Raw genomic sequence first — 24,270 nt, 5'->3', positions numbered from 1 at the left:
GGGTACCCCCATGTCTCAAACCGACGCCCGCCCGGCGACGCTGCCCGATCCCAGGCGCTGGAAGGCCCTGATCTTCATCGGCCTCGCCCAGCTGATGGTCGTCCTCGACGCCACCATCGTGAACATCGCCCTGCCGTCCGCCCAGCGGGACCTGGGCATATCCGACGGCAACCGCCAGTGGGTGATCACCGCCTACGCGCTCGCCTTCGGCGGCCTGCTGCTGTTCGGCGGCCGGATCGCGGACCTGTGGGGCCGCAAGCGGACCTTCATCGTCGGCCTGACCGGCTTCGCCCTGGCGTCCGCGCTCGGCGGCGCCGCGGTCAACACCGCGATGCTGCTGGGCTCCCGCGCCCTCCAGGGCGTGTTCGGCGCGCTGCTGGCGCCGGCCGCGCTGTCGCTGCTCGCGGTGACCTTCACCGAGGCCAAGGAGCGCGCCAAGGCCTTCGGCATCTACGGCGCGATCGCCGGTGGCGGTGGTGCCATCGGTCTGATCCTCGGCGGTTTCCTGACCGAGTACATGAACTGGCGCTGGACCTTCTTCGTCAACATCCCGTTCGCCGTCGTGGCCGCCACCGGCGCCGTCATGGTGATCCGCGAGCCCGCCGAGGGCCGCAACCGCAACAAGCTGGACGTCCCCGGCGTGCTGCTGGTGACCACCGGCCTGGTCTCGCTGGTGTACGGCTTCACCCGGGCCGAGTCCAGCGGCTGGACGGCCGGCAGCACCCTGGGCCTGTTCGCCGCGGCCGTCGTGCTGCTGACCGCGTTCGCCGTGGTCGAGCGCACCGTCAAGGCCCCGCTGCTGCCGCTGCGCGTGGTCCTGGACCGCAACCGCGGTGGGGTGTACCTGTCGCTGGGCATGGCCGTGATCGGCATGTTCGGTCTGTTCCTCTTCCTGACCTACTACCTGCAGGTCGTGCGCGGCTACAGCCCGGTGCTGACCGGCGTGGCCTTCCTGCCGATGGTGGCGGGCATGATCACCGGCTCGACCCAGATCGGCGCCCGCCTGATGACCCGCGTCCCGGCGCGGTTCCTGATGGCCCCCGGCTTCCTGACCGCCTCGATCGGCATGTTCCTGCTGACCCACATCGGCCTGGACACCTCCTACCCGGCACTGATCCTGCCCGGCCTGATCCTGATGGGCCTCGGCATGGGCACCGCCTTCATGCCGGCCATGAGCCTGGCCACCCACGGCGTCCAGCCGCGGGACGCGGGCGTGGCCTCGGCCATGGTCAACACCTCCCAGCAGGTCGGCGGTGCCATCGGCACCGCGCTGCTGAACACCATCGCGGCCAGCGCCACCACCACCTGGCTGACCTCGCACGCCCACGCACTGGCCACCGCCGCCTCGCCCGAGGCCGCCAAGGCCCTGCAGTTCCAGGGCATGGTGCACGGCTTCACCACCGCGATCTGGATCTCCTTCGGGATCCTGGTGGCGGCCGCCTCGGTCGCCTTCACCTTCATCAACGCCGGCCGCCCCGGCGCCACGCGTGCGGCCGCCGGCTCGGACGCGGCGAAGGTCGACGAGGTGCCGGTGCTGGTGCACTGACGCCGGCCGCCCTTCGGGGCGCCGGTCCGTCCCGGTCACGTGGGTGCGTTCGCGGCCCGTCCGGTGTCTCCCCGACACCGGGCGGGCCGCTCGGCGTTTCCGCCCCGGCCGCTCCGCGAACGGACCCCGGGTAGAAGTGGGGAATACCCCCCGATTATTGTGACCCCAGCGCGAACCGGGGAACTATCCCCGTTTCCTTCGGACTGAGGTGCGTGCACATGACCCGGAATCAGAACCCAGGGCGGGGGCGGCGGGCCGCCGACTGGACGGACGGCCGGCTGGGGATCCACACCCTGGCCAGGGCCAACCTGCGGAAGATCTTCCCGGACCACTGGTCCTTCATGCTGGGCGAGATCTGCCTCTACACCTTCCTGATCATCATCCTGACCGGCGTCTGGCTGACCCTGTTCTTCAAGCCCGGCATGGGAGAGGTGGTCTACAGCGGCTCGTACGTGCCGCTCAAGGGGATCTCGATGTCCGAGGCCTACGCCTCCACCGTGGACATCAGCTTCGAGGTGCGCGGCGGACTGCTGATCCGGCAGGTCCACCACTGGGCGGCGATCGTCTTCGTCGCGGCCATGTTCGTGCACATGATGCGGGTGTTCTTCACCGGCGCGTTCCGCAAGCCGCGCGAGATCAACTGGGTCTTCGGCTTCCTGCTGCTGTTCCTCGGCATGCTGGACGGCTTCTTCGGCTACTCGCTCCCGGACGACCTGCTCTCCGGCACCGGCATCCGGTTCATCGAGGGAGTGGTGCTGGCCGTGCCGCTGATCGGCACGTACGTCCAGATGTTCCTGTTCGGCGGGGAGTTCCCCGGACACGACATCATCCCGAGGTTCTTCACCATCCACGTGCTGCTGGTGCCCGGCATCATGCTCGGACTGCTGGTGGCCCACCTGATCCTGGTCTTCTACCACAAGCACACCCAGTGGGCCGGACCGGGCCGGACCGAGAAGAACGTCGTCGGCATGCCGCTGATGCCGGTCTACGCGGCCAAGGCCGGCGGGTTCTTCTTCCTGGTCTTCGGGGTCGTCGCGCTGATGTCCGCGGTCGCCACCGTCAACCCGATCTGGTTGTACGGCCCGTACCGTCCGGACCAGGTCTCCACCGACGCCCAGCCGGACTGGTACATGGGCTTCGCCGAGGGCCTGATCCGGGTGATGCCCGGCTGGGAGGTCAGCCTCTGGGGGCACACCCTCAACCTCGGGGTGCTGGTCCCGTTCACGCTGTTCCCGGTGATCCTCGGCGCGATCGCGCTCTACCCGTTCGTCGAGAGCTGGGTGACGGACGACGGGCGCGAGCACCACCTGCTCGACCGTCCGCGCAACGCCCCCGTGCGCACCGCCCTCGGCGCGGCCTGGATCAGCGTCTACCTGGTGATGCTCGCGGGCGGCGGCAACGACCTCATCGCCACCCACCTGCACCTGTCGCTCAACGCGATCACCTACGCGGTGCGGATCGGCTTCTTCGTCGTCCCGGTGGCCGTCTTCGTGGTCACCAAGCGCTGGTGCCTGGGACTGCAGCGGCGGGACCGCGACAAGGTCCTGCACGGCCGGGAGACCGGCACCGTCCACCGGTTGCCGCACGGCGAGTTCACCGAGGTGCACGCCCGGCTCACGCCCGCCGAACTGCACCGGCTCACCGCCCACGAACAGCCCCGCCCCCTCGAACTGCCGCCCGCGGTGGACGAGAATGGAGTGGCCCGGCCGGCGGACGTGCTCACCCGCACCCGGGTACGGCTGTCCCGGGCATTCCACGGCGAGCACGCCCGGATCCCCCGGCCCACCGCCGAGGAGTACCGCGAGATCACCGAGGGCCACGGTCACCACTGACCCCGCCGCCCCCCGCGAGAGGGAGGAGATCATGCACGCCCGAACCGAGCGGCTCGCCGACAGCAAGTACCTCCTGCTGACCACCTTCGGCGACGACGGCAGCCGACAGGACTCGCAGCTGTGGGTCGTGCCCGACGGCACGGCGCTCGGCGTCTGGACCCCCGCCCACTCCGGCGAGGCCGAACGGATCCGCCGCCACCCCAGGGTGCTGATCGGCCCCTGCGACGCCCACGGACGCCCGACCGGGCGCCGGCTCCCGGCCCGCGCCCGGCTCTGCGACGCCGACGCGACCGCGCGCTACCGCACCTCGCTGATCAACAAGTACGGCCTGACCGCGCTGATCGCGCTGGCCCGCAGCCGGTTCCGGGTGGGGCTGGACGGGACGGTCGGGATCCGGATCACGCTGAACGAGCTGGAGCAGCGGCTGGTCGGGCCGGAGTGGCTGCCGCCGGCCACGTACTGCGCCAACTGACCGTTCGCTCGCGGTCAACTGACCTTCCGTTCGTTCCGGTTGGCCCGCCGAGTGGCGGGACCCGCGGGCACGCGGGTCCCGGCACGCGGCGTCACCCCCCGGGCGTCAGGTCCCCTCGTCCGGCGCCCGGGCCAGGTCCCCCGGCTCGCAGGCCTCGCGACCGGTCCCCACGTGCACCACCTTGACCGTCCGCTCGGGACCGCCGGGGACGACCTGCTGCTCGTGCCCGCAGCGCGGGCAGATCAGCGGGATGCGCGAACGCTCCGGATCCCGTCCGGCATGGTCACCGGCGGGGTGCGGGGCGGTCACGAGAGCGGATGGGTCGGGACCGGGCTGACCTCCTGGATCTCCCCGTGCGCCTTGGAGAGCAGCTGCGAGGCGAGGTCGTTGAGCGCGCGGGCTCCCGCGATCTCCTCGCCGACCCTCAGCTGTTCCGGGTCGGAGGGGTGGCGGCTGCTGTAGCCGTGGGCGCGCAGTTCGCTCCCGTCGCCGAGCCGGAGCAGGGCGGCCGCGGTCGTCCGCGGGCCGTCCTCGCGAAACTCCATCTCGATGTGCCAACCGACCAGAGTCTGCATGGCGGATCACCTCCATCGGTTACTCCTCCAGAGTGCGCCGCACCCCACGTGAACACCAGGCCAGCCGGAGCGAGGGTGAGTTGAACGCGTTCAAGTCGGCGCGTAGAGTCACCGGCGAAGCATTTGAACGCGTTCAAGAGGGGGTGGGCCCGCCATGGGCAAGGGCACGACCGAACTGGTGGACCTGCTGGTCCTGCTCGGCATGGGCGCCGTCCTGCCGCTCGGACTGGCCCTGATCGACGAACCCGGACTCGCCCGGGTCCGCCGGCTCTGGCCGCTCGCGGCCGTCCCGGGGGCGCTCTCGCTCTGGCTGCCGCGCGGGGGCCTCGCCACCGGCTGCGCGCTCCTCTACGCGCTCGGCACCCTGCTGGTGGCCCTGCACGCGCCGCTGCGGCTGGCGAGGACCCGCTCGCTCGCCGCCGCCGAGGTCGCCGTGCTCACCGCGCTCACCGCGCCCTCGGTGGCCGGCGTGGCACTGGTCGCCGAGCGCTCCGGTTACCCGCTGTTCGGCTTCGAACCGCACATCCTGGCGCTGACCGTCCCGCACTTCCACTACGCCGGATTCACCGCCGCACTGATCGCCGGGCTGGTCTGCCGCGCCGACCACGGCTCCCGGCCGGCCCGCTGCGCGGCGCTCAGCGTCCCGGCGGGCACCCTGCTGGTGCTGGCCGGGTACTTCCTGGGCGACTGGTGGCAGTTCGCCGGAGCCGTCGTGCTGAGCGCCGGGATGTGGCTGGTCGGCCTGATCAGCTGGCGCGAACTGCGGCCCCGGACGGCGGACCGGGCCACCGCCCGGCTGCTCGCCGCCTCCTCCGCCGTCCTGGCCCTCACCATGCTGCTCGCCCTCTGGTGGGCGCTCGGCCGGGCCGCCGGGCTCCCCCACCCGACCCTGACCTGGATGGCCGCCACCCACGGCCTCGGCAACGCGCTCGGCTTCGCCCTGTGCGCGGTCCTCGCCTGGCGCCGGATCACCACCACCGTGGAGACCCACCGTTGAACGACCACAGCCGCCCCGGCAACGACTACAGCTACCCCGAGCAGGGCGCCAGCTGCACCGGCGACCTGCCCGCCGGCTACCGCCACCTGCGCCACCGGGCCCGGATCGGCCATGGCCGCCCCGCCCTCGACGTCGCCGGGGGCGCCCTGCTCGGCTGGCGGATGCACCGCCTGGCGGGCGTGCGGATCGACGCGGAGGCCGAGGAGGCCGCACCCGGCGTCGCCGTGCGGTGCGCCATCGGCCTCGGCCCGCTGCGGGCGGGCGCGCCCAACCGGGTGCTGGCCACCGTCAACGGCCCGGACCGGTACGGCTTCACCTACGGGACCAGGCACGGGCACCTGGGCCGGGGCGAGGAGACCTTCCTGGTCGAACTGGCACCCGACGGGGCGGTCTGGTTCAGCGTCACCGCCTTCAGCCGCCCGGTCGCCTGGTGGGCCCGGCTGGCCGGACCGCTGTTCCCGCTCCTCCAGCACGCCTTCGCCCGGCGGTGCGGACGGGTGCTGGCCGCGATCGCGGCCGACGCGGCGTAAATCCTCTGGTCGGCCGGCGCGGCCTCCGGCATCATCGCCAGGTGATCACGATGCAGCCGGTACTGGAGACGGGTGCCCCCGACGAGGACTTCGCGCTCTGGCCGACGGCCGCCGTCGAGCCGTACGGATTCCTGGTGCTGGACGGGCGGTTGACGCCGCAAAAGGTCGGCTCCGCGGTGTGGCGGATCGCCGACGCCAACGAGGACGCCCCTGAGGACGGCCCTGCGCCCGACCCGCCGGCGGCCTTCCTGTACGGGCTGCTCACCGCGGAACACCTGCTCGCCCCCGGCGGCTTCCGGGTGACGGACGGCGTCACCGGCGCCGTCTTCGCACCGGGCTGCTGCAACGGCCTGGAGGAGTGGCGCGAGTGGCTGGACGTGGCGGACGGCACCGCCGAGGGCTGGTTCGGCCACGACCCCCACGCCGCGGCAGAACGCCACGGCGGCACCGTGCGGTTGATGGTGGACACCCGGGCCGGGAGTGGCCAGGTGATCGAGCTGCCGGTGGACGAGCTGCGCCGACTGCTCGCCGGGGCCGAGCAGGACCTGCGCGACTTCGTCCGCCTTGCGGGCTGCTGGGCCGAGCGGCAGCTGCCGGGGCATGCCCGGGCCCTCACCGCCGCACTGGCCCGGGCCCTCGCCCTGGAGCCGTCGCCGTGACCAGCTTCCTCACCCACCGCGCCCGGGTGCACGACGCCGCCCTCCCGCCGTACCGGCGGCACAGCGCCCTGCGGACCTGCCTGACCGAGTTCGCCCCGTACGGCCTCCGGGCGACCTACCACCACCTCACCGTCAGCGCGCGGATGCCCCGGATCCTGGAGGCCGATCCGGACTCGCTGGTGCGGGCGGTGGAGGAGCTGAACGAGGCACGGGCGCTGTGGCTGGCCCGGGCGGAGCAGTACGCGGCGCAGCGGCGGGCGGAGAAGCGGGCCGGGCGGCGGGAGCCGCCGGTCACGGCGTGGTGGGACCGGCCGTGGCCGGGCTCGCCCGATGCGGTGTGGTACCAGGACCCCTTCCTGCACCCGCCGTTGAGCCTGCCCGACTACGTCCGGCGGCAGAACGCACTGCTGGACGGGGCCGGACTGCCCGGCTGTCCGGCCTGCGGAGAGGAGGGGCCGGCGGTGCCGGTCCCGACCGGCCACGGCCGGGCCGAGCTGTGCCGCTGCTGCGCACGGGTGCTGGTGCCCTGCCCGTGCGACCGGTGGCACGGCTACCAGCCGCAGCCGCCGGTCGGCTGGAGCCAGACCTGGCGTCGGGCGCACATGACCGGCAGCGGCGAGCCGAACCCGCACTGGCCCACCCTCCTGGAGACGGCCCGGGTCGAGCGGCTGGTCGCGTACGAGTCACCGCACGGGCCGTGCTGAGAACGGCCCGGCCCGGGTCAGGCCTTGTGCGCCGGGACGGAGACCAGCAGGGCGTCGGTGCCCTGGACCCGCACCTCGAAGTGGTCGATGTCGTGCGGCTGGAGGGCCGCGCCGCCGGTGGTGCGCAGCGTCTCCCGGTTGTCCGGCTCGTCGTAGCCGCCGGCCGGGACGCTCCAGGTGGTGACCGTCTGGTGCTCGCCGCCGTGCGAGACGGCGACCAGTCGGCAGGTCAACGGGCCTTGCACGCCGGAGAGTTGGAGGCTGATCTGGCTGCCCCAGGACTGTCCGTTGATGCCGACGGTAGCCTTGGCGCCGGTGGTCGGGTCGGTGGCGCTGAACTGTTCGGCGACGGCGACCACGGAGGGCGTGTTCTCGGCGGTGAGCACCGCGGCCGTGACGGCCGGGCCCGCCGCGATCATCGCGGTGGCGGTCAGGGCGAGGGCCAGCCGACGTATCCGGCCCCGCCGCCGGCCGGCCCTGACCTCGGCGACCAGCCGGTCCAGGAGCCGCCCGCCCGGCATCGGCAGGGGCCCGGCAGGGTCCAGCCCGGCGGCCGCGGTCGAGGCCGCGTACTCGGCCAACACCCGCTGTACGGACTCGAGTTGCCGCACCTCCTCGGTGCACTGCGGGCAACCCGCCAGGTGCCCTTCGAAGGCGGCGTTCTCGGCGGGCTCCAGCACGCCGAGAACGTACGCTCCGACGGCCAGGTGCACGGCTCCGGTGGGCAGGCCGGGATCGGGGGCGGGCCACGTGGTCACGATGTCACTCCCCTTTCCTCCAGCGCGAGCCTGAGCGAGCGCAGTGCGTAGAACACCCGCGACCGGACGGTCCCGGCCGGGATGCCGAGTTCGGTGGCGGCCTCCTTGGCGGTGCGGCCCCTGAGGTAGGTCTCGACGATGACCTCCCGGTGGGCGGGCGAGAGGTCGGCGAGGGCGTCCGCGACGGTCATCATCCGCAGGGCCCGTTCGATGTCGTCCTCGGCGGGCAGTTGCTTCAGGGCCTCCGCGTCGACCTCGTGCGGGCGGGCGCGGGCGCTGCGGTGGTCGTCGATCACGATCCGGCGGGCAACGGTGACCAGCCACGGCCGCAGCGAGTCGACCTGCGGGTCGAGCCGGTGGATGTTGCGCCAGGCCCGGACCAGCGTCTCCTGGACGACGTCCTCGGCCCGCTGGCGGTCGCCCGCGACCAGGTGGAGGACGAAGGCGAAGAGCGGACCGGCGTGCTCGCGGTACAGGGCCCGCATCAGTTCCTCGTCGGCGGCCCCCGCGCCGTGTGCGGCGGAACCGCCGACGGGGTGCTCATCGGTCACCACTTCATCCTTGCGCACCCCGGCCTCCCCGGCGAGGGCGGTGATCGACAGCCGTCAGCGGCCGTCGGTCGTCGGCGGCGGCGGCGGTCGGGCTCGGGGGCGGTCAGTGGCCATCGGTCAGCCCGCCGGTCGGTAGCCCGGGGCGCTGGACGTCGGGGTGGGGTCGGTGGGCCCCGGCGAACCGTTGAGGGTGCCCCGCTCGACGCCGCCGGAGCGGGTGACGGTGCCGAGCGGCTTGCTGTCGGCGCCCTTGGCGGTGACGTTGCCGCGGGCCTGCTCGGGCGGCCGGAGCGTTGCCCAGTTACCGTTGCAGTAGGACTTCGGCGGACTGGTCCCGTCCTGGTCGAAGCGGTAGAGCGTGAAGCCCGCACTGTCGGTGACGATCGTGCCGAGCCCGGGGCCGTGCGCGGTCCGCAGGGTGACACCGGCCGGAGCGCCGGTACCGCCGGACGTGCCGGTGGCGCCCGACTTACCCGACTCGGATGATCCGCAACCGGCCACCCGGGCGGCCGCGGCGGTGCCGGTGGCGGCGACCCGGCGGGTGCGGGGTGTGCTGCGCATTGGGGCGCCTCCCGCCTCGGCGAGCGGACTGGACACTCATCTGTACGGACGGTGGCCGCCGCGTGCTCAATCCGGAGGCCGACCGGAATACCCCTGTGGGCATCACCGTTGTCCCGGGCGCACGATCTGTGCCGACACCCGATCTGTACCGCCACCCACCGGAAGGGAAGGATCCGCGAGATGAGCAACACGGTCGAGCTGACCAAGGAGAACTTCGACGACATCGTCCCGGGCCCGGAGGGCAAGGACTTCGTCTTCATCGACTTCTGGGCCGGGTGGTGCGGGCCGTGCCGGCAGTTCGCCCCGGTGTACGAGAAGGCCGCGGAGCGCCACCCCGACCTGGTCTTCGCCAAGGTCGACACCGAGGCCCAGCAGGAGCTGGCCTCCGCGTTCGGCATCCAGTCGATCCCGACGCTGGCGATCATCCGCGAGGGCGTGCTCGTCTTCTCGCAGGCCGGCGCGCTGCCGGAGCCGGTCTTCGAGGACCTGATCGGCCAGGCCCGCAACCTGGACATGACCGAGGTCAAGCGCAAGGTGGCGGAGGAGCAGGCGGCCGAGGGCCAGGCCTGACGGCCAAGGGGTCCGCGGGTGCTCCACCCGCGGCTCCGTCCGGCGCTCCTTCCGCGGCGGGAAATCCGGGCGCGATCCGTCCGGTTCGGCGCCTAGAGTCGCCGGTGACGGGGTCCCACCGCGGAAGGAGCGTCCACCATGAGCACGTTCGTACTGGTTCCCGGCTTCTGGCTCGGCGCCTGGGCCTGGGACGGCGTGGCCGCGCCGCTGCGCGCGGCCGGCCACCGGGTGCACCCGGTGAGCCTGCCGGGGCTGGCGGAACGGGCGGGCGAGCAGGGCGACTTCGGGCTGGAGGACCACATCGCGGACCTGGCCGAGCTGCTGGTGCGCGAGGACCTGTGGGACGTGGTGCTGGTCGCGCACAGCGGCGCCTGCGCACCGGTGGGCGGCGTCGCGGACCGGATGCCGGAGCGGATCCGGCGGGTGGTCTACCTGGACAGCGGCCCGATGGCCGACGGCGCCTCGGTGTACGACCTCTGGCAGCCCGACTTCCGGGCCGAGGCCGATGCCACGGCGGTCGACGGCCGCTTCCCGATGCCCTCCTGGGAGTACATGACCGCCCACGGGTCCAGCACCGAGGGCCTGGACGACGCCGCCCTCGCGCAGATCCGCACCCGGCTGACCCCGCACCCGGTCGGGGCCTACCGGGACGCGCTGCGGCTGACCGGCGCCGGGGCCGCGCTGCCCCAGGCGCTGGTCTCCTGCTCCTTCCCGCTCGAACAGGTGCGGGCGCTGATCGCGGCCGGGCACCCGTGGTTCGCCGGGATGGACCGGCCAAACTGGGAACTTCGCGAACTGCCCACCGGGCACTGGCCGATGTTCTCCCGCCCCGCCGACACCGCCGCCCTGCTGGCGGAGCTCGCGGCAATCTGAGCCCGTCCGCGTGTTCGCCCGCGCGCGGGCCCCTCCGCGTCGCAGGATGGGGCCCACGCCTGCGGCCGCCGGGAGCGGCCCGCACCGGGCGCAACGACGCGAGGCCCGCGAGACCACGGAGGACGCGACATGACCAGCAGCACCGCCGAGGAGTACGACGTCATCGTCCTGGGCGCCGGCCCGACCGGCGAGAACGTGGCCGACCGGACGGTCGCCGCGGGCCTGCGCACGGTGATCGTGGAGGCCGAACTGGTCGGCGGCGAGTGCTCGTACTGGGCCTGCATGCCGAGCAAGGCGCTGCTGCGCCCGGCGGCCGCGCTGGACGACGCCCGCGCGGTGGGCGGCGCCCGGGAGGCGGTCGGTGGCGGACAGCTGGACGCGGCGGCGGTGCTGGCCCGACGGGACTCCTTCACCTCGCACTGGAAGGACGACGGCCAGGTGCAGTGGCTGCGGGACACCGGCATCGAGCTGGTCCGCGGACACGGCCGGCTGGCGGGCGTGCGGACCGTCGCGGTGGAGGCGGACGACGGCACCGAGCGGGTGCTGACCGCCCGGCACGCCGTCGCGGTGTGCACCGGCAGCCGCCCGGTGCTGCCCTCCGACGTGCCCGGGCTGGCGGACGCCCACCCGTGGACCAACCGGGAGGCGACCGGCTCGCCTACCGTCCCCGGGCGCCTCGCGGTGGTCGGCGGCGGGGTGGTCGGGGTGGAGATGGCCTGCGCCTGGCGGGCGCTGGGCTCCGAGGTGGTGCTGCTGGTGCGCGGCGACGCGCTGCTGCCGCGGATGGAGCCCTTCGCCGGCGAGCTGGTCGCGGAGGGCCTGCGGGGGGCGGGGGTGGACCTGCACTTCGGTACGGAGGTGACCTCGCTGGAGCGGGCCGGGGCGACCGGGCCGGTGGTGCTCTCCCTGAACGACGGCGAGCGGCTGACCGAGGGCGAGCGGCTGAGCGCCGATGAGGTGCTGTACGCGACCGGACGGGCCCCGCGCACCGCCGACATCGGACTGGAGCAGGTCGGGCTGCGGCCGGGCAGCTGGCTGGACGTGGACGACAGCTGCACGGTGCTGGGCGTGGACGGCGAGTGGCTGTACGCCGCCGGGGACGTCAACCACCGGGCGCTGCTCACCCACCAGGGCAAGTACCAGGCCCGGATCACCGGTGCGGCGATCGCGGCCCGCGCCCAGGGGCGCGCGCTGGACACCTCGCGCTGGGGCGCGCACTCCGCGTCTGCCGACCTCGCCGGCGCGCCGCAGGTGGTGTTCACGCAACCGGAGGTCGCGGCCGTCGGCCTGACCCTGGCGGCGGCCGAGCGGCTCGGACTGCGGGTCAAGGCCGTCGACCAGGAGATCGGCGACGTCGCCGGGGCCTCGCTCTACGCCGACGGCTACCGCGGCCGGGCCCGGGTGGTCTTCGACCTGGACCGGGAGGTGATCGTCGGCGCCTGTCTGGTCGGCCCGGCCGTCGCCGAGCTGCTGCACTCGGCGACCGTCGCGGTCGTCGGCGAGGTGCCGATCGACCGACTCTGGCACGCCGTTCCCGCCTACCCGACGATCAGCGAGGTGTGGCTGCGGCTGCTGGAGGGCTGCCGGGGGTAGCGCCCGGCCCCTGCCTCTGCACGGCCCTTGGCCGGGGCGCGCGGCGCGGCGAGATGTGACCACCGGCGGACGGCGGGACACTGGCGACGGGGCGTGCCGACGCGCCCCGGGGGGCGTCCCGGGGGGCCGTGCTCGTGATCAGGTGGTGTGAGGCATGACCGAGGTGCTGTTGGCCGTCGGAACCGAGAAGGGCCTCTTTCTCGGCCGCAGCCGCGACCGGCTGGACTGGGAGTTCAGCGGGCCGCACTTCCGGATGAACGCGATCTACTCCGTCTCGATCGACCGCCGCGAGGGCCGGACCAGACTGCTGGTCGGCGCCGACAGCAGCCACTGGGGCCCCTCGGTGTGGCGCTCCGACGACCTCGGCGCCAACTGGCACGCGCCGTCCCGACCGGCGATCCGCTTCCCCGAGTCCACCGGTGCCTCGCTCACCCGGGTCTGGCAGCTCCAGCCCGCCGGGCCGGAGGCCCCCGGGGTGGTGTACGCGGGCACCGAACCGGCCGCGCTGTTCCGCTCCACCGACGGCGGCGAGACCTTCGCACTGGTCGAGTCGCTCTGGAACCACCCCCAGCGGCCCGAGTGGGGCGCCGGCTACGGCGGCCAGGGCCTGCACACCATCCTGACCGACCCGCGCGACCCCCAGCGGCTGCTGGTCGCCGTCTCCAGCGGCGGCGTCTACCGCAGCAAGGACGGCGGCGACAGCTGGACCCCCTCCAACACCGGCCTGCGCGCCGAGTTCTTCCCGGCCGAGCGGCAGTACCCCGAGTTCGGCCAGTGCGTCCACAAGATCGCCCCGGACCCGGTCCACCCCGACCGGCTCTACCTGCAGAACCACGGCGGCGTCTACCGCAGCGACGACTGGGGCGGGAGCTGGCGCTCCATCGCGGACGGGCTGCCCGCCGAGTTCGGCTTCGCCGTCGCCGCCCACCCGCGCCGGGGCGACACCGCCTACCTCTTCCCGCTCGGCGGCTCGGACGACCGGATCCCGCCCGGCCACCGCTGCCGGGTCTTCCGCACCACGGATGCCGGCACCAGCTGGGAGCAGCTCGCCGACGGGCTGCCCGGCCAGGACCACTACGGGATCGTGCTGCGCGACGCCCTGCGCACCGACGACGCCGACCCGGCCGGGATCTACTTCGGCAACCGGACCGGCGACGTGTACGGCAGCCGCGACGAGGGCGGGACCTGGTCGCTGCTGGTCTCCCACCTGCCGGACGTGCTCTGCCTCCGCGCGGCGGTGGTGGGCTGAGCCCGGTCCCACCACGAACGCACTGGCCGAAAACCCCTTGCACCGGGCTCCCGCCACTGGTGAGCATGGGCGCCGACGAACGAACTCGTGAACGGGGTGGGTGCCATGGCCGAGGCGGACTGGGTGACCAGGCGGCACGGCGACGGCGTACCGGTCCTGCGGTACCGGTTGGGCGAGCGGGAGGGGCGGCCCTGGGCCGACCTGCTGGAGGTGCTGGACGACTCGGCGGACCCGGCGGAGTACATCCGCGCCGAGCTGCCCGGCTGGGTCGTCTCCGGGCCGCCCGAGCTCGGGCAGCGGCTGCTGGCGCAGGGCGCGACCGCGCTGCGGCACGCCCACACCTTCCGGCGCGACCTGCGCGCCGATCCCCCGCCCGCCGACTGGACCGGGACTCCACTGCGCGAGGGCCTGCGGGCGGTGCCCTGCGACCGCTCGCCCGAGGAGATGCTGGAGTCCTGGCGGGCCGCCTTCGACCCGGCCCACGTGGACCACTACCCCGGCGACGACGCCCGGGCCGTCGCCGACCGGATCGGCCCGCTGCTGGCCGGGCAGGCCATCGGCCCGGTGCTGCCCTCCAGCCTGCTCGCCGTGGATGCCGAGGACCGGGTGGTCGGCGCGGCCGTGCTGACCGACCGCGACGGCCTGCCCTGGGTCGCCGAGGTCTTCCGCCACCCCCGGCGCGGCTACCGCGGCCTCGGCGCCGACCTGCTGCGCCGGGCGCTCGGTGACGCCGCCCACCGGGGGCTCGCCGACGTGCACCTGGTGGTGACCGAGGGCAACCCGGCCCGCCGGGTCTACGAGGCACTGGGCTTCCTGCGGCAGGAGACCTCCCTGACGGTGATCGTGCCGGACGCCGTCTAAGGCGCGGCGCCGGGCGGCTCCCCGCACGCGGGAACACCGCTGGTCGGAGGTGCTGTGTAGGCTCACTGGTCATGGCGAGGGTGACACGGGACGATGTGGCGCGGGTGGCGGGGACGTCCACAGCGGTCGTGAGTTATGTGATCAACGACGGACCGCGCCCGGTGGCGGCGGCCACCCGGGCCCGGGTCCTCGCGGCCGTGGAGGAGCTCGGCTACCGGCCCAACCGGGTCGCCCAGGCGATGGCGCGGCGGCGGACCAACCTGCTCGGGATGGTCGTGCCGGACGCCCGCCAGCCCTTCTTCGCCGGGCTGGCGCACGCCGTGGAGCAGGCCGCCACCGAGCACGGCCGGCTGCTGCTGATCGGCAACTCCGACTACGCCGACGAGCGCGAGGCGCACTACATCCGGGCCTTCCTGGGGATGCAGGTGGACGGCCTCATCCTGGTCACCCAGGACCCGGCCACCCCCGGGCTGACCGGCTTCGACTCGGCCGACGGCACCCCGGTCGTCCTGCTGCACCACCGCGCCGAGAGCGCCGACGGCGTGGCCGTGGTGGCGGACGACGAGGGCGGCGCCCGCGAGGTGGTCCGTCACCTGCTCGGCCACGGCCACGCCGAGGTGCACTGCTTCGGCGGCACCCTGGCGCTCAGCCCGCTCGACCCGGTCACCGGTCGGACGGCCGGCTGGGCCGGGGCGCTGGCCGAGGCCGGGCTGTCCACCGACGGGCGGCTCACCCGGGCGCCCTTCGACCGGGTCCGGGCGCACGCCGAGGCGCTCGCGCTGCTCAGCCGGCCCGACCGGCCGTCCGCCGTGTTCTGCGCGACGGACGACCAGGCGATCGGACTGCTGCGGGCCGCCGACGACCTGGGCATCCGGGTGCCGGAGGACCTCGCGGTGGCCGGTTTCGACGACATCGCCGAGGCGGTGATCGCCGGACCGGCGCTGACCACCGTCACCACCGCGCAGGACGAGATGGCCCGGGCCGCGCTGGACCTCGTGCTGGGCGGGCCCGAGCGCCGCGCCGCCGGGGACCGGACCTTCCCCGCCAAGCTGGTGGTGCGGCGCTCCTGCGGCTGCCCGGCTGCGCCGGCGCGCTGAGCAACCGCCGTAGGTCACCGGTCAGTTCAGCTGGAAGGCGGCCTCGACCGGGTAGTGGTCGCTGGGCGCGTCGGTGTCCAGCCGGCCCGGCGCCCAGCCGGCCTGCGGGTCGAAGTCGATCTTCACGTTGGACATCGAGGTCGGCACCGGACGGCCCGGGGCGTTGAGGTAGCCGATGTAGTCGAGGTCGTCCCGGTAGTCGGTCGGGAAGGTCTCGACGCCCGCCATGTACTGGCACCAGGAGGAGACCGGGCAGTCCATGGTGGTGCGGGCCTGCGTCGGGTCGGTGGCCGGGGTGCCGAGCACGCCGTTGACCGCGTTCTGGGCGTTGGCGTAGTCGCCGCGGCTCTGGCCGTGGAAGTACTCGACGTTGAGGTCGCCGCCGATCAGCACCGGCGCGCTGCTGCCGACGATGCCGTCGACCCAGGCGCGGATCTCGGCGAGCTGGCCGAGCCGGGTGGACTGGGTGGTGTCGGTCGAGGTGTCGGACTCGTCGGCCTGCAGATGGGTGCCGACCACCCAGGCGGTGCCGCCGTTCTTCTTCACCTGCACCAGCGCCGCGCCCTTGTTGGCGTGGTAGTCCCAGGTGCCGTACGTGGAGTTGCTGAAGACGTGGGCGTACTGGGCGGTGATCGGGTACTTGGAGAGGATCATCGTGCCGCCGTTGATGACGAACAGCGAGTTGGAGCAGTTGCCGCTGACGCCCGTCCAGCCGCCGCCGGAGCAGACCCCGCCGACCACCGGGGTGCGGTACGGGTAGAGGTCGGCGAGCTTGGCGTTGATGTCGGCGGTCGAGCTGTTGTTGAACTGCTCGTCCAGGACGACCACGTCGGCGTTGTGCTGCCGGACGATCTGCTCGATCACCGGAGTGCGGCGGGCGGCCTGCTCGTTCTGGGTGCTGTCGACGATCGCGGTGCCGAGGTCGACGTTGAACGCGAAGACGGACAGCGTGGTGGGGCTCGCCGGGGTGGTGGCGAAGGCCGTCGGCGCGGTGCCGCCGAGCAGAAGTGCGGCGGCGGCCGCCGAGGTGAGGGCGGTGGCCGTGCGACGCGAGAGCATGGGCGTTCTCCTGGTCCGTCAATCCGGTGGGGCCCGGCCGGGCCGGGGTGCGGCCGCCGGGGATTGGCGGGGGAACGCTAGCTACTGCTCGGTACCAGGGGAAGAACGGCAGGCGATCAGTTTCGATCGCTCCTGTGGCGACGAGGTGTCTGTACAGGTCAGGACAGTTGGCTGACAAGATGTCTGTACACCCTTGCACCGGGCGCCGAGGGGCCGGTGAACTTCCGTCAGCCGTCCGACAGTTCGTCCGCGAGCAGATCCATCAGCAGGTTGTCGTGCCAGCTTCCGTCCGGCCCGCGCTCGTACTGGCGCATGGTGCCGACCGGGCGGAAGCCCACCTTGGTGTAGCAGCGGATCGCGGCGAGGTTGTCCGCGGCCGGGTCGATCACCAGCCGGTGGTAGTGGTGGTCGTGCACCAGGTGCCGGGCCATGGTGCGCACGGCGTCGGTGCCCAGCCCCAGGCCGTGCACCGACGGCTCCAGGTAGAGGTCCATCCCGGCGTGCCGGTACTCGTCGTCGTTGTTGGCGTACCACTGGACGGCGCCGACCACCCGGCCGCCCAGCTCGATCGCGAAGGTCTCGGTGTCGGGCGATTCCAGGTCCTCGGCGACCTCGTCGACCAGGTCGTCGCCGCCGCGCCAGCGGGCGAACACCTCGGGCGTGCTGCGGATCGCCGCCAGTGCCGGGATGTCGTCGGCGGTGGCCGGGCGGAGGGTGACCAGGGTGCCGTGCAGAATCGTCCCCATACGGGGCATGTTGACACGGAACGCCGCCCCCGGCGAGCGGTTCGCGCGGGCGAGCAGCGGCCCCGGGCAAGCGGTTCGTGCGCGGAATCAGCGGCCGAGCGGGAGCTTCGCTTGCCCGGCCCGCATCTGCGCCCTTCGCCGCGGCGGGTGTCGATCCGGCGCCCGCTACGGAACGTCGTCCTGGCGCAGCCGGGCGCTGACCGCGCCGAGGCTCTCGGCGAGGACGGCCAGCTGCTCGCGGGTGAGCACGTCGATCAGCAGCTCGCGCACCAGGGCGACGTGTCCGGGCGCGGCCCGGCGGATCATCTCCCGGCCCTGGCCGGTGAGTTCGGCGATGACGCCGCGCACGTCGCTGGGGCAGGAGCGGCGGGCGACCAGGCCCATCCGCTCCAGCTGGGTGACCTGGTAGGTCAGTCCGCTCTTGGAGGTGACCAGCTTGTCGGCGAGTTCGGTCATCCGCAGCGAGTCGCCGGGGGCGGCGGACAGGTGCACCAGGATCTCGTACTGCTGGTGGGAGAGGCCGGAGTCCTCCTTGAGCTGGCGCTCCAGCCGCCGGTTGAGCAGGTTGCTCGCGACGACGAAGCCCCGCCAGGCGGCCATCTCGTCCCGGTCGAGCCAGCGGGGTTCGTTCAGTGCGGACATGGGGTGAAGCCTACTCCTGTTGTTCAAATTCGAACGAAGGTGTACGGTCGGTCGGTATAGGTTCAAATTTGAACTACTTGGCCCCCAAGCCCCCGACCGATCCCGAGGAGGACGCCATGAGCGCCGCGGCCCCCGAGCGCATGCCCGCCCTGTACCTGTCGCACGGCGCGCCGCCGCTCGCCGACGACCCGATCTGGCCGGGCGAGCTGTCCGCCTGGTCCGCCGACCTGCCGCGTCCCAAGGCCGTCCTGATGGTCTCCGCCCACTGGGAGGAGGCCCCGCTCGCCGTCGGCGCCGTCACCACCGTCCCGCTGGTGTACGACTTCTGGGGCTTCCCCGAGCACTACTACACGGTTCGGTACCCCGCCCCCGGCGCGCCGGAGCTGGCCGAGCGCGTGCGCAAGCTGCTGCGCGCCCCCGGCACGCCCGTCCAGGACATCCCCGGCCGGGGGCTCGACCACGGGGCCTACGTGCCGCTGGTGGAGATGTTCCCGGAGGCCGACATCCCGGTGCTGCAGATCTCCATGCCCACCCTGGACCCCCAGCGCCTGCTGGAGATCGGCCGCCGGCTCGCGCCGCTGCGGGACGAGGGCGTGCTGATCATCGGCAGCGGCTTCTTCACCCACAACCTGCGGGCACTCAGCAGCGACGGCCGGATCAGCTCGGTGATGGCCGAGTTCGACGACTGGGGCAGGCGCGCGCTGGACGCCCACGACCTGGACGCGCTGCTCGACTTCGAGCACAAGGCCCCGGCCGGGCGGCTGGCGCACCCGCGCACCGAGCACTTCGCCCCGCTGTTCGTCACCCTCGGTGCGGGCGAGGCCGACCTCGGCAGCCAGCGCAGCGTGATCGACGGGTTCTGGATGGGGCTGGCCAAGCGGTCGATCCAGCTGGGCTGAACGGGTCATCCGCGTCAGGCACGCCCTGAGGCGCAGCAGGTGAAGCGCTCGCCGATGTGCTCGGGCTGCTCGATCTCGTCCACCAGGGCGACCGCGTAGTCCGGCACCGAGATCCAGCTGCGGCCCTCGCCGTCGGTGAGCAGTTGCTCCAGGCCGGTCCGGTAGCGGCCGGTCCGCTCCCCCGGGCCGATCTCGGCGGCCGGGCTGAGCACCGTCCAGCGGATGTCGGAGACCGTCCGGTAGTAGTCCAGCGCCTCGCCGTGGGCGTGCATGATCTGCAGGATCGGCTCCGGCAGGCCCGGGGTGTCCCAGACCCGCACCCCCGGCGCGGTCTCCAGGCTGCCCGCGCCGCCGACCGCGACCAGCCGGGGCGCGCCGCCGACGAGCGAGCGCAGGCCCTCGACCAGCGAGCGGGCGGCGGGTTCGATCAGCGTCAGGTGGCCCGGGCCGTCGCCGCCGCCGACGGCGCTCACCAGGACGTCCCGGCCGGCCGCCACCCGGGCCACGTCAGCCGGTTCGAGCACGTCGCCGCGCTCCACCGAGGCGGCCCCGCCCCGGTAGCGGTCCGGGTCGCGGACGACCGCGGTGACCTCGTGCCCGCGCGCCGCCGCCTCCTCGACGACGGCGCTGCCGATGGTGCCGTTGGCGCCGATCACGGCGATTCTGGCCATGGGGTACCTGCCCTGGTTGCCGGGGTGGACGCGATGGCGTCGGACAGGGTCGATTATCGACCGAGCCCCCGGCGGCGGCCCGGGGGCTCGGCCTGTCGTGTGACGGCCCTTCCGGGCTCTTAGCCGGGCTCAGGCGGCGCCGGTGGCGACCCGCTCGGCGTGGCTGCGCTCGACGCACAGCTCGTTGCCCTCCGGGTCGGCCAGGGTGACCCAGCCGGTGCCGTCCGGGCGGCGGAGGTCCGCCAGCACCGTGGCGCCCAGGGCGACCAGGCGCTCGACCTCCTCGTCCCGGCTGCGGTCCTGCGGCTGGAGGTCGAGGTGGACCCGGTTCTTCACCGACTTGCCCTCGGGCACCCGGATGAAGAGCAGCGAGGCGCCCTCGGAGTTCACCACCGCCTCCTCGTCTCCCGGGTTGTCGTCCTCGCCCACCGTGCCGTCCAGCGCCTGCGCCCAGAAGGCGGCGAGGGCGTGGGGATCGGCGCAGTCGATCGTCACGTGCCGTACCAGAGAAGCCATGCGCTCACTCTGACCCGTGCCGTTCGATCACGTCCAGCGCTTTCCGGGAGTGCCGGTGGCCGTCCAGCGGGAACTCCGGCGGGAGGGCGGTCAGCAGTTCCTGGAAGACGTAACCGCTCTTCTCCGCCACCCTGCAGGAGGCGATGTTGTCCACCTGGTGCAGCAGGTCGATCCGGCGCAGGCCGTCCTCGGCGAAGGCGGCGAAGGCCCAGGCGGTGAGCGCCTCCACCGCGCGCGGGGCCACGCCCCGGCCACGCGCCGGGGCCGCCGTCCAGTACCCCACCTCGGCCGTGGCCCCGCCCGGGGCGCCGCGCTTGAGCGCCACGTTGGCGACCAGTTCACCGGCTTCCAGGACGGCGAAGGAGTAGCGGGTGCCCGCCGCCCGGCCCTCGTACTGGATGCCCAGCCAGCGCGCGGCCTGCTCGGCGTCGGTCACCGGGACGCGGGTGAAGCGGCGCAGCGTGTCGTCCCGGTAGGCCTCGATCAGGGCCGGTGCGTCGGCGTCCTCGAAGGGGCGCAGCAGCAGGCCCTCCGCCGTCGGGCGGGTGTTCACTGTGACGGTCATTCGGCGGTCTCCCCCTGGGTTCGGAACCGTACTCGACGATCTCCCTGACGGACGGTCGTGGGCTGCCGCTCGGTTGCGGTCCCGCGCTTGACCCTGACGCTGGCGGCAGGGTCGGAGGCTTCCCGGCATGAACGACGAGAACGTGGTGGAGCAGCGGGTCGTGGTGGTCACCGGGGCCGGGACGGGGATCGGGCGGGAGACCGCGCGCGCCTTCGCGGCCGAGGGTGCCCGGGTGGTGGCAGTGGGCCGGCGGGCGGAGCCGCTGGCGGAGACGGCGGCCGCGCACCCGGGGCTGATCGAGCCGCTGGTCGCGGACGTCACCGGACCGGACGCGCCGGAGACGATCGTGGGAGCGGCCCTGGAGCGGTACGGGCGGCTCGACGTGCTGGTGAACAACGCCGGCATCGTGCAGAGCGGGCAGGCCGTCGGCGGCTACCGGCGGGCGGGCATCGAGACGCTGCTGGCCACCAACCTGGTCGCCCCGGTCCTGCTCGGGCAGGCCGCGCTGCCGGCGCTCGGCGAGAGCCGGGGGGTGGTGGTCAACGTCAGCACGGCCGTGGGGCAGCGCGGCTGGCCGGGCAACGCGGTGTACGCGGCGGGCAAGGCCGCGCTGGAGACGATCACCCGCAGCTGGGCGGTGGAGCTGGCGCCGCGCGGCATCCGGGTGGTGGCGGTGGCGCCCGGGGCGATCGACACCCCGATCGGCGAGCACGCCGGTCACGGCCCCGAGCAGTCGGCGGCGATCCGCGCGTGGCAGCTGGCGCACACCCCGCTGGGCCGGATCGGCCGGCCCGCCGAGGTGGCCTGGGCGATCACCCAACTCGCCTCGCCGCAGGCCTCGTTCGTGACCGGCGTAGTGTTGTCGGTGGACGGGGGCGCACTGGTGGGCTGACGGGCGGGGGCGCGGTAGGGGTGCTGATCGGGGAGCTGGCACGGCGGACGGGCAGTACGGCCCGGGCGCTGCGGCACTACGAGCAGGCCGGGCTGATCGACTCCGAGCGGGCGGCCAACGGCTACCGGGAGTACGGGGAGCCGGCGGTGGTGCGGGTGCGCAACATCCGCGCCCTGGTGGCCGCCGGGCTCACCCTGGAGGACCTGCGGCCGCTGCTGGGCTGCCTGGACGGGGACGTGATGTCCCGGCCGCCGTCCGAACGGGTGCTGGGGATCGCCCGGGAACGGCTGGCGGTGCTGGAGCGCCGGATCGCCGCCCAGACCGACGCCCGGGACCGGCTGGTCGCGGCGCTGGCGGCGGCCGGCCGCGAGCCTGGGGAAGGGCCGGGGATCGAGCCGGAGAACGGCCCGGGAAGCGGCCCGGGCAGACGGACGGACGGGTGACCACCCCCGATCGGGGGTGTGCAGGGGGCCGACCGCGGAGGACAGTGGGCGCATGCAGATTCCACTCTCCGTGATGGACTTCCTCGACCGGGCCGAGCTGGTCTACGGCGACCGGGTCGGCATCGTCGACGAGCCGGTGCAGCCGGCCGAATCCTGGGGCGAGCTGAGCTACCGGCGGGTCGCCGAACTCGCCCGGGCCCAGGCGACCGGGCTGGACCGGCTCGGCGTCGGGCCGGGAGAGCGGGTCGCGATCGTGTCGCACAACTCCGCCCGGCTGCTCACCTCCTTCTTCGGGGTGAGCGGGTACGGCCGGGTGCTGGTGCCGGTCAACTTCCGGCTGCGGGCCGAGGAGGTCGCGTACATCGTCGAGCAGAGCGGCGCCTCCGTCCTGCTGGTCGATCCCGAACTCGCCGACGCGCTCGACGGGGTGGTGGCCGAGCACAAGTTCGTGATCGGCGCGGACAGCGACGCCCTGCTGTACGACTTCGACAACGCGCCCCGCCGGTACGCGATCTCCGAGAACGACACCGCCACCATCAATTACACCAGCGGAACCACCGCCCGCCCCAAGGGCGTTCAGATCACCCACCGCAACGCCTGGCTGAACGCGACGCTGATGGGCCTGCACTACGGCGCGAGCGACCGGGACGTGTACCTGCACACCCTGCCGATGTTCCACGCCAACGGCTGGGGCCTGCCGTTCGCGATCACCGGGCTCGGCGCCCGGCACATCGTGCTGCGCAAGGTGGACGGCGCGGAGATCCTGCGCCGGGTCGAGCGGCACGGGGTGACCTTCCTGTCCGGCGCGCCCGCCGTGGTGCAGATGGTGCTGGACGCGGCCGCCGACTGGGACGGCCCGGTGCCCGGCCGGGACCGGGTGCGGATGATCGTGGCCGGCGCGCCGCCGCCCACCTCGGTGGTTCAGCAGGTCGAGGAGCAGCTGGGCTGGGAGTTCATGCAGCTCTACGGCCTGACCGAGACCGCCCCGATCGTCACCGTCAACCGCTCGCGCGCCGAGTGGGACGCCCTGCCGGCCGCCGAGCGGGCCGAGAAGCTGGTGCAGGCCGGCGCCCCCGCGCTGGGCACCCAACTGCGGGTCGACGCGTCCGGCGAGGTGCTGGTGCGCTCCAACACCGTCCTGGACGGCTACTGGCGCCAGCCGGAGGCCACCGCCGAGGCGCTGCGGGACGACTGGTTCCACACCGGCGACGGCGGCACCCTCACCGACGGCCAACTCACCATCTCCGACCGGAAGAAGGACGTCATCATCAGCGGCGGGGAGAACGTCTCCTCGATCGAGGTGGAGGACTGCCTGTACGGCCACCCGGCGGTGGCCGAGGCAGCGGTGATCGGGGTGCCGCACGAGAAGTGGGGCGAGACGGTCAAGGCGCTGGTGGTGCTCCGGGACGGCCAGGGGACCGTCACCGAGGCGGAGTTGATCGCCCACTGCAAGCAGCGGCTGGCCGGCTACAAGTCGCCGACCTCGGTGGAGTTCCGGGACGCACTGCCTCGGACGGCCACCGGGAAGCTGCAGAAGTTCCGGCTGCGCGAGCCGTACTGGAGCGGACGGGAGCGCCAGGTCAACTGACCAGGCCGGACTCCTTCGCGGTGAGGGCGAGTTCGGTGCGGTTCCGGACGCCGAGCTTGTGCATCGCGGACTTCAGGTAGCCGGTCACGGTGTTGCAGGTGAGGCCCAGTTGGGCGGCGATCTCCGGATTGGTCCGGCCGGTCGCCGCCCAGCGCAGCACCTCGTGCTCGCGCCGGGTCAACGGCGGTACGGGGGCGGTCGGTCGGGGCACCTGCGATCGGGGCCTCTCCGGCCGGGGCCTCTCCCATCGGGGCCTCTCCGGCCGGGGCTCCTCCCGGCTCCAGGCCGCAGCTCCGGCGAGCGCCCGGGTGGCCGCCGCTGCCAGCTTGCCGACGGCGCAGATCCGGACGTCCCCGAACGGCACGACGGTGCGCAGCGAGGCGTACACCACGCCGTGCACGGTACCGCCGTCCATCAGCGGGACGGTGAGCATCGCGTACAGGTCCTCGGCGGCCACGGCCGCGTCGTAGTGGTGCGAAATGGTCGTCGCCGCCCGGTAGTCCGGCACCCAGGTGGGCGCGCGCTCGGCGAGCGCCCGACCGCCGAGGCCCAGGCCGGCCGGCACCGGCACGTCGTGCAGCAGGTCCGCCCGGGTGCCGGCCCAGTGGCGCAGCACCATGCCCTCGCTGCCGGGACGGCTCCCGGGCAGCGGCTCGGGCACGCCGACCAGGCCGACGTCGGCGCCGCACTCGGCCACCACCCGGCGGGCGAGCGCCGAGCACGGCGTCGCGAACCAGCTCGGCCGCACGCACGGCGAGTTCGGGGTCGTCGGTTCGCGCAGCGGTGAGGGTGTCCGCAGCCTCAGGGCCCGTCATCGCGGA

29 protein-coding genes are annotated in these 24,270 nt (G+C 73.7%); 17 read left to right on the top strand and 12 right to left on the bottom strand.

All coding sequences use genetic code 11. The features are described 5' to 3' along the window. The first annotated feature begins 10 nt into the window (after window positions 1-10). The 3 genes from HS99_RS22095 to HS99_RS22085 all read left to right on the top strand — a co-directional run bounded on the left by HS99_RS22095 (window position 11) and on the right by HS99_RS22085 (window position 3,850). The gene (locus tag HS99_RS22095) at window positions 11-1,546 is read left to right on the top strand and encodes an MFS transporter (RefSeq protein WP_030281384.1); all 1,536 of its coding nucleotides are present in this window, start codon (window positions 11-13) and stop codon (window positions 1,544-1,546) included. A 218-nt stretch (window positions 1,547-1,764) separates the two neighbouring features. Then, window positions 1,765-3,378, top strand: a complete 1,614-nt coding sequence (gene qcrB / locus HS99_RS22090) for a cytochrome bc1 complex cytochrome b subunit (protein ID WP_030281386.1) — start codon at window positions 1,765-1,767, stop codon at window positions 3,376-3,378. Window positions 3,379-3,409: 31 nt separating this feature from the next. Next, window positions 3,410-3,850, top strand: coding sequence for a PPOX class F420-dependent oxidoreductase (locus HS99_RS22085; protein ID WP_063736263.1), 441 nt, complete (start codon window positions 3,410-3,412; stop codon window positions 3,848-3,850). 105 nt (window positions 3,851-3,955) lie between these two features. Here HS99_RS22085 and HS99_RS22080 read toward each other — a convergent pair whose 3' ends face one another. Further along, window positions 3,956-4,159 carry a hypothetical protein gene (locus HS99_RS22080; protein WP_030550969.1) on the bottom strand — a complete coding sequence of 68 codons (204 nt, stop codon included), beginning with the start codon at window positions 4,157-4,159 and terminating at the stop codon, window positions 3,956-3,958. Next, complete coding sequence (locus HS99_RS22075; RefSeq protein WP_030281392.1) at window positions 4,156-4,425, bottom strand: DUF1876 domain-containing protein; 270 nt, start codon at window positions 4,423-4,425, stop codon at window positions 4,156-4,158. The genes HS99_RS22080 and HS99_RS22075 overlap by 4 nt, the downstream gene beginning before the upstream one ends. Window positions 4,426-4,579: 154 nt before the next feature. Between HS99_RS22075 and HS99_RS22070 the strand changes: the two genes are divergently transcribed. The 4 genes from HS99_RS22070 to HS99_RS22055 are packed head-to-tail and all read left to right on the top strand — an operon-like array spanning window position 4,580 to window position 7,315. Continuing rightward, window positions 4,580-5,422, top strand: coding sequence for a YndJ family protein (locus HS99_RS22070; protein WP_037828796.1), 843 nt, complete (start codon window positions 4,580-4,582; stop codon window positions 5,420-5,422). Continuing rightward, entirely contained in the window at window positions 5,419-5,952 is a 534-nt protein-coding gene (locus tag HS99_RS22065; protein ID WP_030550970.1) for a DUF1990 domain-containing protein, read from the top strand. Before HS99_RS22070 ends, HS99_RS22065 begins: the two co-directional genes overlap by 4 nt. A gap of 50 nt (window positions 5,953-6,002) precedes the next feature. Continuing rightward, window positions 6,003-6,611: a hypothetical protein gene (locus tag HS99_RS22060; protein WP_305953121.1), complete on the top strand. Its 609-nt coding sequence runs from the start codon at window positions 6,003-6,005 to the stop codon at window positions 6,609-6,611. Continuing rightward, entirely contained in the window at window positions 6,608-7,315 is a 708-nt protein-coding gene (locus tag HS99_RS22055; RefSeq protein WP_063737904.1) for a hypothetical protein, read from the top strand. Before HS99_RS22060 ends, HS99_RS22055 begins: the two co-directional genes overlap by 4 nt. 17 nt (window positions 7,316-7,332) lie before the next feature. Here the strand turns inward: HS99_RS22055 and HS99_RS22050 are convergent, their stop codons facing one another. From HS99_RS22050 to HS99_RS22040, 3 genes are all read right to left on the bottom strand, one after another. Then, window positions 7,333-8,073 carry a zf-HC2 domain-containing protein gene (locus tag HS99_RS22050; protein WP_050366873.1) on the bottom strand — a complete coding sequence of 247 codons (741 nt, stop codon included), beginning with the start codon at window positions 8,071-8,073 and terminating at the stop codon, window positions 7,333-7,335. After that, a complete protein-coding gene (locus tag HS99_RS22045; RefSeq protein WP_078656479.1) occupies window positions 8,070-8,642 on the bottom strand; it encodes a sigma-70 family RNA polymerase sigma factor in 573 nt (190 codons plus the stop codon). Before HS99_RS22045 ends, HS99_RS22050 begins: the two co-directional genes overlap by 4 nt. Before the next feature lie 99 nt (window positions 8,643-8,741). Further along, entirely contained in the window at window positions 8,742-9,185 is a 444-nt protein-coding gene (locus HS99_RS22040; RefSeq protein ID WP_030550976.1) for a hypothetical protein, read from the bottom strand. Window positions 9,186-9,326: 141 nt separating this feature from the next. Between HS99_RS22040 and HS99_RS22035 the strand changes: the two genes are divergently transcribed. The 6 genes from HS99_RS22035 (at window position 9,327) to HS99_RS22010 (ending at window position 15,428) form a co-directional block, all read left to right on the top strand. Next, entirely contained in the window at window positions 9,327-9,755 is a 429-nt protein-coding gene (locus HS99_RS22035; RefSeq protein ID WP_336470379.1) for a thioredoxin family protein, read from the top strand. A 138-nt stretch (window positions 9,756-9,893) separates the two neighbouring features. Next, window positions 9,894-10,628: an alpha/beta hydrolase gene (locus tag HS99_RS22030; RefSeq protein WP_030281410.1), complete on the top strand. Its 735-nt coding sequence runs from the start codon at window positions 9,894-9,896 to the stop codon at window positions 10,626-10,628. 129 nt (window positions 10,629-10,757) lie between these two features. Continuing rightward, entirely contained in the window at window positions 10,758-12,221 is a 1,464-nt protein-coding gene (locus HS99_RS22025) for a dihydrolipoyl dehydrogenase family protein (RefSeq protein ID WP_030550978.1), read from the top strand. Between the two features lie 154 nt (window positions 12,222-12,375). Continuing rightward, window positions 12,376-13,470 (top strand): WD40/YVTN/BNR-like repeat-containing protein, encoded by a 1,095-nt coding sequence (locus HS99_RS22020; protein WP_030281414.1) that lies wholly within the window; start codon window positions 12,376-12,378, stop codon window positions 13,468-13,470. Window positions 13,471-13,575: 105 nt separating this feature from the next. After that, window positions 13,576-14,331 carry a GNAT family N-acetyltransferase gene (locus HS99_RS22015; RefSeq protein ID WP_030281416.1) on the top strand — a complete coding sequence of 252 codons (756 nt, stop codon included), beginning with the start codon at window positions 13,576-13,578 and terminating at the stop codon, window positions 14,329-14,331. Window positions 14,332-14,402: 71 nt separating this feature from the next. Beyond that, complete coding sequence (locus tag HS99_RS22010) at window positions 14,403-15,428, top strand: LacI family DNA-binding transcriptional regulator (RefSeq protein WP_030281424.1); 1,026 nt, start codon at window positions 14,403-14,405, stop codon at window positions 15,426-15,428. Between the two features lie 21 nt (window positions 15,429-15,449). Here the strand turns inward: HS99_RS22010 and HS99_RS22005 are convergent, their stop codons facing one another. From HS99_RS22005 to HS99_RS21995, 3 genes are all read right to left on the bottom strand, one after another. After that, complete coding sequence (locus HS99_RS22005; RefSeq protein ID WP_030281426.1) at window positions 15,450-16,487, bottom strand: endonuclease/exonuclease/phosphatase family protein; 1,038 nt, start codon at window positions 16,485-16,487, stop codon at window positions 15,450-15,452. A gap of 227 nt (window positions 16,488-16,714) precedes the next feature. After that, window positions 16,715-17,233: a GNAT family N-acetyltransferase gene (locus HS99_RS22000; protein ID WP_030281428.1), complete on the bottom strand. Its 519-nt coding sequence runs from the start codon at window positions 17,231-17,233 to the stop codon at window positions 16,715-16,717. 165 nt (window positions 17,234-17,398) lie between these two features. Further along, complete coding sequence (locus HS99_RS21995; protein WP_030281430.1) at window positions 17,399-17,866, bottom strand: MarR family winged helix-turn-helix transcriptional regulator; 468 nt, start codon at window positions 17,864-17,866, stop codon at window positions 17,399-17,401. Window positions 17,867-17,991: 125 nt separating this feature from the next. On the opposite strand from HS99_RS21995, the gene HS99_RS21990 reads away from it, so the two are divergent. Further along, entirely contained in the window at window positions 17,992-18,774 is a 783-nt protein-coding gene (locus tag HS99_RS21990; protein ID WP_030281432.1) for a dioxygenase family protein, read from the top strand. 14 nt (window positions 18,775-18,788) lie between these two features. Here HS99_RS21990 and HS99_RS21985 read toward each other — a convergent pair whose 3' ends face one another. The 3 genes from HS99_RS21985 to HS99_RS21975 all read right to left on the bottom strand — a co-directional run bounded on the left by HS99_RS21985 (window position 18,789) and on the right by HS99_RS21975 (window position 20,526). Beyond that, window positions 18,789-19,445, bottom strand: a complete 657-nt coding sequence (locus HS99_RS21985; protein ID WP_030281434.1) for an NAD(P)-dependent oxidoreductase — start codon at window positions 19,443-19,445, stop codon at window positions 18,789-18,791. 129 nt (window positions 19,446-19,574) lie between these two features. Beyond that, window positions 19,575-19,961 carry a VOC family protein gene (locus tag HS99_RS21980; RefSeq protein ID WP_030281436.1) on the bottom strand — a complete coding sequence of 129 codons (387 nt, stop codon included), beginning with the start codon at window positions 19,959-19,961 and terminating at the stop codon, window positions 19,575-19,577. Between the two features lie 4 nt (window positions 19,962-19,965). Beyond that, the gene (locus HS99_RS21975) at window positions 19,966-20,526 is read right to left on the bottom strand and encodes a GNAT family N-acetyltransferase (protein WP_046385932.1); all 561 of its coding nucleotides are present in this window, start codon (window positions 20,524-20,526) and stop codon (window positions 19,966-19,968) included. A 127-nt stretch (window positions 20,527-20,653) separates the two neighbouring features. Between HS99_RS21975 and HS99_RS21970 the strand changes: the two genes are divergently transcribed. The 3 genes from HS99_RS21970 to HS99_RS21960 are packed head-to-tail and all read left to right on the top strand — an operon-like array spanning window position 20,654 to window position 23,449. Beyond that, a complete protein-coding gene (locus HS99_RS21970; protein WP_030281440.1) occupies window positions 20,654-21,418 on the top strand; it encodes an SDR family NAD(P)-dependent oxidoreductase in 765 nt (254 codons plus the stop codon). 20 nt (window positions 21,419-21,438) lie between these two features. After that, on the top strand, window positions 21,439-21,861 hold the full coding sequence (locus tag HS99_RS21965; RefSeq protein WP_078939000.1) for a MerR family transcriptional regulator: 423 nt from the start codon (window positions 21,439-21,441) through the stop codon (window positions 21,859-21,861). A 52-nt stretch (window positions 21,862-21,913) separates the two neighbouring features. Beyond that, the gene (locus HS99_RS21960) at window positions 21,914-23,449 is read left to right on the top strand and encodes an AMP-binding protein (RefSeq protein WP_030550983.1); all 1,536 of its coding nucleotides are present in this window, start codon (window positions 21,914-21,916) and stop codon (window positions 23,447-23,449) included. Here HS99_RS21960 and HS99_RS21955 read toward each other — a convergent pair. Then, on the bottom strand, window positions 23,442-24,197 hold the full coding sequence (locus HS99_RS21955) for a LuxR C-terminal-related transcriptional regulator (protein WP_030550985.1): 756 nt from the start codon (window positions 24,195-24,197) through the stop codon (window positions 23,442-23,444). The genes HS99_RS21960 and HS99_RS21955 overlap by 8 nt on opposite strands. Window positions 24,198-24,270 lie beyond the last annotated feature (73 nt).

The sequence above is a fragment of the Kitasatospora aureofaciens genome, from assembly GCF_001188955.3.
GTDB classification, from domain to species: Bacteria; Actinomycetota; Actinomycetes; order Streptomycetales; family Streptomycetaceae; genus Kitasatospora; species Kitasatospora aureofaciens.
This window is presented reverse-complemented; position numbering and strand designations above follow the sequence as displayed.

Coding starts and splice junctions, on each gene's coding strand:
- HS99_RS22095 (WP_030281384.1), top strand. CDS start 11: ATGTCTCAAACCGACGCCCGCCCGGCGACGCTGCCCGATCCCAGGCGC.
- qcrB (WP_030281386.1), top strand. CDS start 1,765: ATGACCCGGAATCAGAACCCAGGGCGGGGGCGGCGGGCCGCCGACTGG.
- HS99_RS22085 (WP_063736263.1), top strand. CDS start 3,410: ATGCACGCCCGAACCGAGCGGCTCGCCGACAGCAAGTACCTCCTGCTG.
- HS99_RS22075 (WP_030281392.1), bottom strand. CDS start 4,425: ATGCAGACTCTGGTCGGTTGGCACATCGAGATGGAGTTTCGCGAGGAC.
- HS99_RS22070 (WP_037828796.1), top strand. CDS start 4,580: ATGGGCAAGGGCACGACCGAACTGGTGGACCTGCTGGTCCTGCTCGGC.
- HS99_RS22060 (WP_305953121.1), top strand. CDS start 6,003: ATGCAGCCGGTACTGGAGACGGGTGCCCCCGACGAGGACTTCGCGCTC.
- HS99_RS22040 (WP_030550976.1), bottom strand. CDS start 9,185: ATGCGCAGCACACCCCGCACCCGCCGGGTCGCCGCCACCGGCACCGCC.
- HS99_RS22030 (WP_030281410.1), top strand. CDS start 9,894: ATGAGCACGTTCGTACTGGTTCCCGGCTTCTGGCTCGGCGCCTGGGCC.
- HS99_RS22025 (WP_030550978.1), top strand. CDS start 10,758: ATGACCAGCAGCACCGCCGAGGAGTACGACGTCATCGTCCTGGGCGCC.
- HS99_RS22020 (WP_030281414.1), top strand. CDS start 12,376: ATGACCGAGGTGCTGTTGGCCGTCGGAACCGAGAAGGGCCTCTTTCTC.
- HS99_RS22015 (WP_030281416.1), top strand. CDS start 13,576: ATGGCCGAGGCGGACTGGGTGACCAGGCGGCACGGCGACGGCGTACCG.
- HS99_RS22010 (WP_030281424.1), top strand. CDS start 14,403: ATGGCGAGGGTGACACGGGACGATGTGGCGCGGGTGGCGGGGACGTCC.
- HS99_RS22005 (WP_030281426.1), bottom strand. CDS start 16,487: ATGCTCTCGCGTCGCACGGCCACCGCCCTCACCTCGGCGGCCGCCGCC.
- HS99_RS22000 (WP_030281428.1), bottom strand. CDS start 17,233: ATGGGGACGATTCTGCACGGCACCCTGGTCACCCTCCGCCCGGCCACC.
- HS99_RS21990 (WP_030281432.1), top strand. CDS start 17,992: ATGAGCGCCGCGGCCCCCGAGCGCATGCCCGCCCTGTACCTGTCGCAC.
- HS99_RS21985 (WP_030281434.1), bottom strand. CDS start 19,445: ATGGCCAGAATCGCCGTGATCGGCGCCAACGGCACCATCGGCAGCGCC.
- HS99_RS21980 (WP_030281436.1), bottom strand. CDS start 19,961: ATGGCTTCTCTGGTACGGCACGTGACGATCGACTGCGCCGATCCCCAC.
- HS99_RS21975 (WP_046385932.1), bottom strand. CDS start 20,526: ATGACCGTCACAGTGAACACCCGCCCGACGGCGGAGGGCCTGCTGCTG.
- HS99_RS21970 (WP_030281440.1), top strand. CDS start 20,654: ATGAACGACGAGAACGTGGTGGAGCAGCGGGTCGTGGTGGTCACCGGG.
- HS99_RS21960 (WP_030550983.1), top strand. CDS start 21,914: ATGCAGATTCCACTCTCCGTGATGGACTTCCTCGACCGGGCCGAGCTG.